At 61.2% G+C, this 11,384-nt stretch carries 11 protein-coding genes; 5 read left to right on the top strand and 6 right to left on the bottom strand.

The features are described 5' to 3' along the window. A partial coding sequence (locus CG51_RS17815; protein ID WP_035747321.1) for a short-chain fatty acid transporter occupies positions 1-1,223 on the bottom strand: 1,223 nt, incomplete at its 3' end. A gap of 214 nt (positions 1,224-1,437) precedes the next feature. Here CG51_RS17815 and CG51_RS17810 point away from each other — a divergent pair. Beyond that, positions 1,438-2,451, top strand: coding sequence for a cyclase family protein (locus tag CG51_RS17810; RefSeq protein ID WP_035747319.1), 1,014 nt, complete (start codon positions 1,438-1,440; stop codon positions 2,449-2,451). Positions 2,452-2,462: 11 nt separating this feature from the next. Here the strand turns inward: CG51_RS17810 and CG51_RS17805 are convergent, their stop codons facing one another. The 5 genes from CG51_RS17805 to dctP are packed head-to-tail and all read right to left on the bottom strand — an operon-like array spanning position 2,463 to position 6,616. After that, positions 2,463-3,314 (bottom strand): shikimate dehydrogenase, encoded by an 852-nt coding sequence (locus CG51_RS17805; RefSeq protein ID WP_035747317.1) that lies wholly within the window; start codon positions 3,312-3,314, stop codon positions 2,463-2,465. Further along, positions 3,311-3,751, bottom strand: coding sequence for a type II 3-dehydroquinate dehydratase (locus CG51_RS17800; protein ID WP_035747315.1), 441 nt, complete (start codon positions 3,749-3,751; stop codon positions 3,311-3,313). The genes CG51_RS17805 and CG51_RS17800 overlap by 4 nt, the downstream gene beginning before the upstream one ends. Positions 3,752-3,765: 14 nt before the next feature. Further along, positions 3,766-5,067, bottom strand: a complete 1,302-nt coding sequence (locus CG51_RS17795) for a TRAP transporter large permease (protein ID WP_035747313.1) — start codon at positions 5,065-5,067, stop codon at positions 3,766-3,768. After that, positions 5,064-5,573 carry a TRAP transporter small permease gene (locus CG51_RS17790; protein ID WP_035747311.1) on the bottom strand — a complete coding sequence of 170 codons (510 nt, stop codon included), beginning with the start codon at positions 5,571-5,573 and terminating at the stop codon, positions 5,064-5,066. The genes CG51_RS17795 and CG51_RS17790 overlap by 4 nt, the downstream gene beginning before the upstream one ends. 53 nt (positions 5,574-5,626) lie before the next feature. Next, positions 5,627-6,616, bottom strand: a complete 990-nt coding sequence (gene dctP / locus CG51_RS17785) for a TRAP transporter substrate-binding protein DctP (RefSeq protein ID WP_035747309.1) — start codon at positions 6,614-6,616, stop codon at positions 5,627-5,629. A 139-nt stretch (positions 6,617-6,755) separates the two neighbouring features. On the opposite strand from dctP, the gene CG51_RS17780 reads away from it, so the two are divergent. The 4 genes from CG51_RS17780 to CG51_RS17765 form a co-directional block, all read left to right on the top strand. Beyond that, positions 6,756-7,436, top strand: coding sequence for a GntR family transcriptional regulator (locus tag CG51_RS17780; protein WP_035747307.1), 681 nt, complete (start codon positions 6,756-6,758; stop codon positions 7,434-7,436). Next, on the top strand, positions 7,433-8,092 hold the full coding sequence (locus CG51_RS17775; RefSeq protein WP_035747304.1) for a GntR family transcriptional regulator: 660 nt from the start codon (positions 7,433-7,435) through the stop codon (positions 8,090-8,092). The genes CG51_RS17780 and CG51_RS17775 overlap by 4 nt, the downstream gene beginning before the upstream one ends. A gap of 27 nt (positions 8,093-8,119) precedes the next feature. Next, positions 8,120-10,000: a bifunctional sugar phosphate isomerase/epimerase/4-hydroxyphenylpyruvate dioxygenase family protein gene (locus CG51_RS17770; RefSeq protein WP_035747324.1), complete on the top strand. Its 1,881-nt coding sequence runs from the start codon at positions 8,120-8,122 to the stop codon at positions 9,998-10,000. Positions 10,001-10,092: 92 nt separating this feature from the next. Further along, on the top strand, positions 10,093-11,384 hold a 1,292-nt coding region (locus CG51_RS17765; protein WP_035747302.1), incomplete at its 3' end, for a catalase.

Below are 11,384 nucleotides of genomic sequence, written 5' to 3'. Positions count from 1 at the left end.
CCAATTTCCACCACATTCGCGACACGACCTTGTACCATGTTGGTCCATTGGTCACCGATCTGCACGGCAAGGGCAGTTGCGGGGATGGAAGCGCCAAGCTGATGCGCGGCTTCCGTCATCACCGGGCCCTGAATGACCCACTGCCCCCCGCCCGAGGGCACGAAGATGTTGATGAGCCCCGCCGAGATGAAGGACCACAATGGCAGCGTCTCTGCGCTGGAGAAGGACACGAACCAGTTGGAGAAGGTCACGACCAGCCCGGACCCGGCGAGAATCGCCAGAATACCCGCATAGAACGGATACTGGATGATGATGCCCCCCACCACGCGAACCCCGTCATTCACGGCGGCGAGAAAGCGGTTGGGCGTGACGAAGAGCGCGATCCCGAGGAACAGGAACAGCAGGTTCACAAAGTTCAGCGTGATGCCACCACCATCGAGCAGGTAGAGCACCGCGTAGATCAGACCGAACACTCCCATCCCGATGCCGATCACCGGTGAATTGTTGAGCCGGTCGGCGAGAGTGTCGTATTTCTGCGGCTGCTCCGATATGTCGGGCGCGGCGGGTGTGATGCGCTTCGCCTCGATGATCTTTTCGCCCGCTTTAGGATGCAGCATTGCATTGAACAGCGGCAGCGTGACGATGATGAGCAGGTTCATCACGATGAGATAGGGCGAAAAGATCGTCTCGCTGAGCGGGACCAGCCCGATCGAGCTCTCAAGAAAATGGCCGGGCGTGTTGATGAGCAACGGCACCGAACCCGAAAGCCCCACGCCATAGACGGCAAAGCCGGAGTAACCGGCGGCAATCACCAGCGGGTAGTGAAGGCCCTTCACTTTCTGACCCAGCTTCTGGGCAATTAGCGTCCCCAGCACCAGACCGAAACCCCAGTTGAGCCAGCTGCCGATTCCTCCGAAAAGCGTGGCGGCGATGACGGCTGCCTGAGGTGTGTGGATGCCGGAGACGACCCGATCCATCAGCCAGTCCACCAGCGGCGTCTTGGCGAGGATGTAGCCCGCGAGCAGGATGACGGTCATCTGCATGGTAAATGCCAGCAGGTTCCAGAATCCGTCGCCCCAGTAGCGCGTGGCATCGACGAAACCCGTGCCCTCCCAGATCATCGCGAAGACGAGCGTAAGTCCGGTAAGGATGATCGCAACCACCAGCGGGTCCGGCATGTAGCGATTGACGATACGCGTGAAAAAGTTGGCGACTGCGGTCAATTTTCCCTCCTTCCAGGCACCGGATAGAGGCGCCAGGATTCTCCCATGATGTTCAAAGCTAATCAGTCATTGTCAGTTATGATGTCAACATATATGTTCGCGAAAGCTTCAGATGTCTTTTCTGGGGGGAGAAGCGACCCGGGCGGGAGGGATCATCCTCCTTGCTATCGCGCCGCCAGATGGTCATCAGGGATCGTCAGACGGAGGAGTGACTATGCCGGAGTGGGTGAATCGACCGGAGAAATCCAACTGGGGGGATTTCGGGCCCGACGATCAGCTTGGAACGCTGAACTACATCACAGATGCGCGCCGCATCGAGGCCGCCGCGGAAATCCAGGAGGGGCGGGCGTATTGTCTGTCCCTGCCGCTGGATGTGCCGGGGCCGATTTCCCTCAACCCGCGCCGCAAACCGCCACGCCTTGCCCCGACATGTTCGGGGGAAACGCCATACATCAATTTCCCGCTGAGCAATGTCGACCCGCTACTTCGGGACGTGATCAGCGACGATCAGGTTCTGATGTCCATGCAGTTCTCAACCCAATGGGACTCGCTTGCGCATGTCGGCGCGCTGTTCGACGCCGACGGGGATGGAGTGGCCGAGCGCTGCTACTACAACGGGCACCTTGCCGGGCGGGACATTCTGGGGCCGGATGCACGGGGACCGAACAGCTCATTTGCGGAGCGGCTATCGGTCACGGAGATGGCAAAGACCCCGGTTCAGGGGCGTGGAGTGCTGGTTGATCTCGTCCGCCACTTCGGCATGGACCGCACCGTCGTGAGCTGCGCAGCTCTGCACGACGCGATGCGGGCGCAGGGCGTGAAGACTCGCGAAGGTGACATTCTTCTGCTGCGAACCGGTTTTGCAGAAGCGCTGCTGGACATGCAGGCCGACCCGGACCCGGCGCGGCTTGAGCGTACGGGCGCAGTGCTGGACGGTGCGGACGAAGCGCTCCACGACTGGATCACGGAAAGCCGCATCTCGGCCATCGCCGCTGACAACTACGCTGTCGAAGACGCTCATGCCGATCGCGAGGATTGCTGCCTGCGGCTGCCCCTTCACCATCACTGCCTGTTCAAGATCGGCCTGCCGCTGGCCGAACTGTGGTACCTGCGCGACCTGGCGGCCGCGCTGGAAGAGCGCGGGCGGCATGCGGTCTTTCTGACCGCGCCACCACTTTACATGCCCGGCGCGGTCGGCTCCCCTGTGACACCCGTCGCGACGATCTGACGGGACACCTCTCAGGCCGTGACGGGGGTCGCGGCCTGGAAGGTTTGGCGCATCCGCCGCGGGTCGGCGTCCTTTCCGGTGAACAATCTGAAGGCGCCGACCGCCTGAAACACCGCCATGCCGCTTCCATCCACGGTGCGGCAGCCTCGCTCCCGCGCGAGCGCAAGCAGCGGCGTGACGAGCGGGAAATATACGACATCTGCAACCCAGTGGCGCGATGCAAGCAACTCGGCGGGCAGCGGCAGGCCGGGATGCGCCGCCATTCCCATCGGCGTCGTGTTGATGAGCCCGTCCGCGGCCTCCATCGCTGCCGAGAGGTCACTCACCACGTGGATATATGCGCGACCGGCGCTGGCGTTCATGCGAGCGGCCAGAGCCTCCGCCCGTCCGATGTCCATGTCAGAGAGAAGAAGCCGCTCCACCTTCATGGCCTGCGCCGCATAGGCGACCGCCGCGCCCGCGCCTCCGGCACCGAGTTGCAGGACGGTGCCGACCGGCACGTCGGGCAACGTCTGCCGGAACCCTTCGAGAAACCCCGACCAGTCGGTGTTGTGACCGACCCGCCCTCGCTCGCCGAACACCACTGTGTTGACCGCACCAAGAGCGGAGGCATTCTCGGACAGCTCCTCCAGCAGCGGCAGCACCGCCTGCTTGAACGGATGAGTGATGTTGAGACCGGCAAAACCCTCCGCCTCCGCCTCGGCGATGAGGCGCTCCAGCGAGGGGTCGGTTTGCGTCTCGACATCAATGAGATCGTATCGGAGGCGGAAGCCCTGCGCGGCCGCCTCCGCCATGTGCAGGCGAGGGGTGCGGGACTTCCCGATACCGGCGCCGATCAGCCCTACCCGGATCGGCGTGGTCATCGCGCTTCCCCCCCGATCATCTCGACAATCGCGTGGACAGCATGGACGTAGCCGCGTGCGCCGAGCCCCGCCACGACGGCCGTCGCGACCGGAGAAACCAGCGACCGGTGATAGACCGCTTCGCGCCGGTGAATATTGGAGATATGGAGTTCGATGATCGGACCGGAGAACATCTTCAGCGCATCCATCACCGGCACGGAAGTAAAGGTGAGACCCGCAGGATTGATGATAACTCCGCGCCCACCCGTATCGATCGCCTCGTGAATCCAGTCGATGATCTCGTATTCGGCGTTCGACTGATGGAACCGAAGCGGCATTTCGCCTGCCGCCTGCCGCGCCGAAGTCTCCACTTCCGCCAATGTGGTGTGGCCGTAGATCTCCGGCTCGCGCTTGCCGAGTCGATTCAGGTTTGGTCCGTTCAGTATCCAGATGGTCATAAGAGTCTCTCAGTTCAGCCGGCGTAGCCCGCAAAACGCGGCAGCCACAGCACGAGGTCGGGGAAAAAGGTGATGAGCGCCAGGCAGAGCACCATCCACGCAAGGAAGGGCAGACAGTCGCGAATGATATCCTTCATGGGCGAGCCAGAGATGTTGGTCATGATGAACAGCAACAGGCCATAAGGCGGCGTGACCAGCCCGAGCATGATGTTGACCACCACCACCACGCCAAAGTGGACAAGGTCGATCCCGAGCGACTGTGCTGCGGGAATGAACACTGGCACGATGATGAGGAGGATCGCCGTCCCCTCAAGCACACAACCCAGAAGCAGCAACAGAACGTTGACGAGCAGCAGGAACTGCACGGGTGTCAACTCCCACCCCGTCAGGACCGCCCGAAGGGTTTCCGGGATATTCTCAACCGTTACCACGTAGTTGAACACCAGAGCGCCACCGATCATCATTCCGATCGAGGCGGAGGTCTTTGCGCTGACCAATACGGCGTTGTAACCCTCGCGCCAGCTCAGACTACGGTAAAGGATCACGGAGACCAGCACCGCATACGCGGCTGCGATTGCGGCGGCTTCGGTCGGCGTCGTCACACCGGTGTAGATACAGCCGAGCAGGATGACCGGCATCAGCAGCGTGGGAAGCGCCCGCCACGTGACACGTGGAACCTCCCGAAGCGAAACGCGCGGCTCAACAGGGAAGTTGTGCCGTCTCGCATCCCAGGCGACCTGGAACATCTGCATTCCCGTCATCAGCAGGCCCGGCACCACACCGGCGAGGAACAGGTAGCCGATGGAGACATCGGAGACGAGTGCATACACCACCATCGGAATGGACGGCGGCAGGATCGGCCCGATGACCGATGTCACCGCGGTCAACGCCGCCGCATAACTCGGCGTATAACGGCCCTCCTTCGTCATCATGTTCTGCATCATGCGCCCCGATCCGGCGGCGTCGGCAATGGCGGAACCCGACATGCCGGCGAAAATGAGGCTCTGCACGACGTTGATCTGCGCCAGCCCGCCACGCATATGGCCGACCAGCACGTTGCAGAACCGCAGCAGCCGCTCCGTCATGGAGCCGGAGTTCATAATTTCCGCGGCAAGGATGAAAAGCGGCACGGCGAGGATGATGTAGTTCGAATACATCCCGTTCAGGAACTGCTCCGCGGCCGTGCCCATGTCCATCCCCGACATCCAGAGATAGAGAACGGAGCCGCAGATCATCGAAAGGCCGATCGGCAGGCCGAGCAACGCCAGCGCCGTCATCGTTGTGATGGCGAGAGAAAAGGGGCTTGCGATATTCATACGCCGGAACTCGCTGTCGTGGGATCATAGGCTTCCGGCGCCTGTCCGAAGACGGCCCTCCAGCCGATCCACAAATGACGGATGATCATAGCGATCACGAAGACGATGTAGATGGAATAGAGCCAGTCGAAACGGAGCCGCAGATACGCTGTCCGTTCCACCTTCATGAAGGTCACGTAGTCCCATGTCGCGGGAAGCGCCAGGACGAGAATCGCGATCAGCGCCGTGCAGGTTACCGCTGCCATCCAGCGCCGGGTCCTGTCCCTCGCCGCTCCGTATATTAGGTCGAACCGCATCTCCTCCTTGTCACGGATGACGAAGGAAGCCCCGAAAAGCACGAGCCAGATCCAGAGGATGACGCTGGTTTCATGTGTCCAGCCCATCGGCATGTTGAGGACATACCGTGAAACGATCTGAATGAGAAAGACGACGAACATCGTCGCGAGCATCAAGACGAGGATGTCTTCGCAACGGCGCCGGAGCCAGGGCAGAAGCCGGGTCGGCATGAGCATTCTCCGATGAAAGGAAATGGCGGCCCTTCCGGAGGCCGCCGGTCGCATCAGACTGCGGCGATCCGCTCGAGCATGCCGGAGGGCCATTCCCTGGCGAGATCGGACTCCATATAGGCCTTCTGAACATGGCTCCGGAAGCCGGCCAGATCCGGCGTATATACGTCGAGCCCCCTCTCCGCGAAGGACTTGGCAAGCTCCGTCTCTCGCGTGACATGCTGTTCCGTGCTCCAGCCGATGGCACGGTCGGCCGCTGCCTGAAACGCGGTGCGCTGTTCTTCCGTCAGCTTCTCCCAGAACCGGCCAGAGACGGCCAGAAGGTCGAAAGCGACCAGGTGCGAGGTAAGGACGATCTGGTTCATCACCTCATAGAACTTCATGTTGTCCACGTTCGGCAGGGGATTGTCCTGCCCGTCGATCGCGCCGGTCTGAAGGCCGGTATAGACTTCTGCATAGGCCATGGGGGTCGGGTTCGCGCCAAGCGCCTGCCCCAGGAACTGCCACGCCTCGCCCCCCGGCATACGCAGCTTCACGCCGGCCATGTCGGCGGGTGTCGCGATCTTGCGGGTCCCGCGAAGCCCGACCTGGCGCGTGCCATAGAAGGTGGGGCCAAGGATCTTGATGCCGAGCTGGCCTTCCGCCAGTGCCTTCATCTCCGTCCCGACATCGGAAGCAAAGAAACTGCGCAGGTGGGCAGCATCGCGGAACAAATAGCCGGAGGTCAGGATGGACCACGCCGGAACCTGGTTGGAGACGTCCTGCGGCGCGATGTTCGACATCTCCAGATTGCCACGCTGGAGGGCGACAAGCTCCGTCCCCTGCTTGAACAATGTTCCGCCGTAGAAGCCTTCGTATTTGAAGTCCGGGCCGATGCCTTCGGCAAACTGCTTCATCATTCCAGCCCGGATGTCCTGTTCCGAGAACACGGCGGAAAAACGAATGCGGCTTTGCTCGGCGGTATGGCCGAGACGCGCGAGAAATGGCGTGGCAAGCATGGCCCCGCCGAGCGCGGCAAAGCCGCGCCGGGTCACTTCGGTCATGGTGTCCTCCCTTATGGCGAAACGCCCCCTCCGCGCTTCGTCCTGCACGCAAGGATGTCATCGGAAATTTCAGTTTTCAACTAGAGATTCTCGTTTCATCTGATATTTTGTATTTTGACTGATTTTGCAGGAGAAACGGATGGGCGCGGAAATCCGGGAAGAGACCGCGGGGGAAAGTGCCTATCGCCGCCTGCGCAGCGATATCATCTTCGGCAAGCTCGAGCCGGGACGGCGTCTCCGGCTGGAGCAATTGCGCGCGCGATACGATGTGAGCATAGCGACATTGCGCGAGATACTGACGCGGCTCGTGCCCGAGGGGCTGATCGTCGCGGAGAACCAGCGGGGGTTCGAGGTCGCGCCGATCTCCATCTCCGATCTGAGGGACATCGCGGAAATGCGTCTCCTGCTGGAGCGCCATGCGGTTGCGCAATCCTTTGCCAATGGCGATCTGGAGTGGGAGGCGTCGGTCGTGGCCGCGCATCACAAGCTCTCCCGCATGGAGGATCGGATGTTGCAGGGCGATCATACCGTCAGCGAGACATGGAAACGATATGACCGCGAATTCCATGTGGCGCTGATTTCCGCATGCGGATCCGGCGAGCTTCTGGTCACTCATGACCGAATATTCGACCGTTTCCTGCGATATCAGGTACTGCTGGTGATGTTCCGAGGCACGGTGGCGGCGGATGAGCATCACGCTCTGCTCCGTGCCGCGTTCGAAAGGGACGTGACCGCGGCGCAGGAGCTGCTTGCCCGGCACATCGGCGCCTGTATTGACTACACGGTTGAGCATGGCCTGCTGCGGGGAGATGCTGCATGACGGAAGACACCCCCCCCACGCTCTATGCGCGGCTCAGGTCCGACATCATCATGGGCAGGCTGGCACCGGGCCGGAAACTCCGGCTGGAGACTTTGCGGGAAAGCTACGATGTGGGGACCAGCAGCCTTCGCGAAGCGCTGACACGCCTTGCCTCCGACGGTTTCGTGCTGGCGGAAGGGCAGCGCGGCTTTGAAGTGGCGCCGATTTCCCGCGCCGGTCTGCATGAAATTGCAGCGCTGCGACTGCTGCTGGAGGAACACGCCCTCACCCGATCCTTCGCCGCGGGAGGGCTGGACTGGGAGGCTGCAGTGCTTTCCGCACATCACAAGCTCGACGCGCATGAAGAACGGCTGGAAGCAGGGAATGCGGAGGACATCCCCGCCTGGCGACGGAGCGACTGGGCCTTTCACCAGACGCTTATCGCCGCTTGCGGTTCGCGGGTGCTGATGCAGACGCACGCGGAGGTCTTCGACAAATATCTGCGCTACCAGATGATTGCATTGACCTTTCGCCCCGAAGCGTCCCGACAGGAACACAGGGCGCTGCGCGATGCGGCCCTGCGCCATGACAGCGCTGCGGCGGTTGCCATCCTCCGGGCACATATCAACGCGGGCGTGGCTCACGCCATGGACCACATGGAAGCGCTGACGCCATAGTCGCAGCGGGAAAAGACTGGAATGACCATGAAAACAGCCATTGCCACCGTTTCCATATCAGGGATGCTTCCCGAAAAGCTGCGCGCTATCGCGAGCGCTGGTTTCGATGGAATCGAGATATTCGAGCAGGATTTCATCGCCTCAGATTTCAGTCCCCGAGAGGTTGGCCGCATGGTGCGCGATCACGGGCTGGAAATCATGCTGTTCCAGCCGTTCCGGGATTTTGAAACGCTCCCGGATCCGCTGCGGCGGCGCGCTTTCGCCAGGGCAGAGCGGAAATTCGACCTCATGGCGGAACTGGAGGTTGATCTGATGCTCGTCTGCTCATCGGTTCATCCGGCCGCGCTCGGCGGTGTGGACCGGGCCGCAAGCGACTTCAGGGCCCTTGGCGAGATCGCCGCAACACGCGGTATCCGCGTTGGGTATGAGGCACTCTGCTGGGGACGCTTCGTCCGCGACCATCGGGACGCGTGGGAGATCGTGCGCCGTGCCGACCATCCTAACATCGGGCTGATCCTCGACAGTTTCCACACCCTAGGTCCGAGTATAGACCCGGAAACGATCCGCGAGATACCGGGCGATCGCATATTCTTCGTGCAACTGGCAGATGCTCCTCGGATAGAGATGGATCTGCTCTACTGGTCGCGTCACTTCCGCAACATGCCGGGAGAGGGCGATCTGGACGTCCCGGCCTTCATGCGCGCGGTGATGGCGACGGGCTATGCCGGTCCGATCAGTCTGGAGATTTTCAACGATCAGTTCCGCTCCGGCCTGCCCCGCCTTGTCGCCAATGACGGCAAGCGGAGCCTCATCGGTCTGATGGACCAGGTGCGCCGAGAAGAACCCGATCTTCGCGTCTCCGGGCAAGGACAGCTTCCTCCTCCCATCCGGCCCGAAGACGTGGAATATATCGAGATAGCGACGGATGAAGCGACGCTCCCGGCCCTCACCACATTTCTGACCAGCGCCGGTTTTGCGCCCGTCGGTCGACACAGGTCGAAACCGGTCACGCGATGGCAGCAGGGCCGGGTGAATATCGTGCTCAACACCGGGAAAGTGGGGTTCAATTACAGCTCCTGGGTCACGCACGGTACTGCCGTGTCGGAGATCGGCATTCGCGTCCCGGATGCCGCAGATGCTGTCACCCGTGCTCTCGCCCTCATGGCTGAGTCGCATGGCGACCGGATTTCGCCCGGAGATCCGTTGGTCCCCGCAGTCCGCGGAGTGGGTGGCACCGTTCTGCGATTTGTCGATGACGGTCCAGAACTGAAAAGCCTTTGGGAGCGGGAGTTCATCCCGTGCGGCATTGCGCAGGGAAGTGGCATCACCCACACGGATCACATCGCACAGACGATGGCCTATGAAGAAATGCTGAGTGCCTCGTTATTCTACAGCACATTGTTCGAGGTGGAGCGGATGCCCATGCTCGACGTCGTCGATCCAGATGGGTTGGTGCGCAGCCAAGCGATTATTTCGGACGGGCTACGCATTACTCTGAACGGTGCGGAAGCGCGACGGACGCTGGCGAGGCGGTTCATCGACGACACGTTTGGCGCTTCGGTCCAGCATATCGCCCTCGCTTCGAACGACATCTTCGTGACCGCCGAAAAATTGGCCGAGCGGGGTTTCCCCTTTCTGGGCATCGGTGCAAATTACTATGCCGCTCTGGCTGCCCGCTTCGACCTCAAGCCAGATTTCGTCGATCGCCTGCGACGCCTGAACATCATGTATGACGAGGACGGAATGGGCAGCTTCTTTCAGTTCTACAGCACCGGTCAGGCAGGCGAGCTCTTCTTCGAGATCGTGCAGCGCCAAGGCGGATATGAGGGCTATGGGGCGCCGAACGCACCATTCCGCATTGCCGCCCAGAAGCGTCACATGCGTCCGCTTGCCGTCCCGGAACTCTGACGCCACATCGCCTGCCCGCCGAAAAGCTGCGGAACACGCCGGTCCCTTATACGTTGGGAAGCAGCGAAGCGTCACGGTCAGGAGGCTCAGGCATGACCCGGCAAGGTTACGATAGCGAGCGCGGCAACGCGGGAGAAACCCAGCAGATGGCCGCCGAGGGCAGCCCCGTTCTTACGACCAATCACGGCACGCCCATTTCAGACAATCAGAACAGCCTGCGCGCCGGCGATCGCGGTCCGACCCTCTTGGAAGATTTCATCCTTCGGGAAAAGATCTTCCATTTCGACCATGAGCGTATTCCGGAGCGGATCGTACATGCCCGCGGCTCCGCCGCGCATGGGTATTTCGAATGCACCGATCCCATTCCAGACCTGAGCCGCGCGAGCCTCTTTGCGGAAAAGGGCAATAGAGTCCCCGTATTCGCCCGGTTTTCAACAGTCGCCGGCGGGGCGGGATCCGTCGATACGCCGCGCGATGTTAGAGGGTTTGCCGTTAAGTTCTATACCGAGGAAGGCAACTGGGATTTGGTCGGCAATAATATCCCGGTCTTCTTCATTCAGGATGCTATCAAGTTTCCCGACCTCATCCACTCCGTGAAGATGGAGGCCGACCGCGGCTTCCCTCAGGCAGCAAGTGCGCACGATACGTTCTGGGACTTCATCTCCCTGATGCCGGAGAGCATGCACATGGTGCTCTGGGCGATGTCTGACCGTGCCATCCCGCGCAGCCCGCGCATGATGCAGGGCTTTGGCGTGCATACATTCAAGCTGGTGAATGCCAAGGGCGAGGAGACTTTCGTCAAGTTCCACTGGAGGCCAAAGCTGGGGACCCAGTCGCTTGTCTGGGATGAGTCGGCCAAGTTGCAGGGGGCTGACAACGATTATCATCGCCGCGATCTGTGGAACGCCATTGCAACTGGCGATTTTCCGGAATGGGAATTCGGAATTCAAGCTTTCGATGCCGCGACGGCCGAGAAGCTTCCGTTCGATGTGCTGGACCCGACCAAGATCATTCCCGAGGAAGTAATTCCGTTGAGGATCATCGGTCGTATGGTGCTCGACCGCAATCCGGAAAACCATTTCGCCGAGAATGAGCAGGCAGCTTTCCTGCCATCCAACGTGGTGCCGGGGATAGACTTCACAGATGATCCCTTGTTGCAGGGACGACTTTTTTCATATCTGGACACGCAGAAATCCCGCCTTGGGACGACGAATTTTCACCAGATCCCGATCAACGCGCCGAAATGCCCCTTTGCCAACATGCAGCGGGACGGGATGATGCAGCTCATGGTGCCGAAAGGACGCTCCAACTACGAACCCAACAGCTTGGCCGATGCAGGTGAAGACCCCGGCCCCCGGGCTACTGCGTCCGGCTTCAAAACCGC

Origin of the sequence: Haematobacter missouriensis, assembly GCF_000740775.1 — a bacterium.
Taxonomy (GTDB): Bacteria; Pseudomonadota; Alphaproteobacteria; order Rhodobacterales; family Rhodobacteraceae; genus Haematobacter; species Haematobacter missouriensis.
This window is presented reverse-complemented; position numbering and strand designations above follow the sequence as displayed.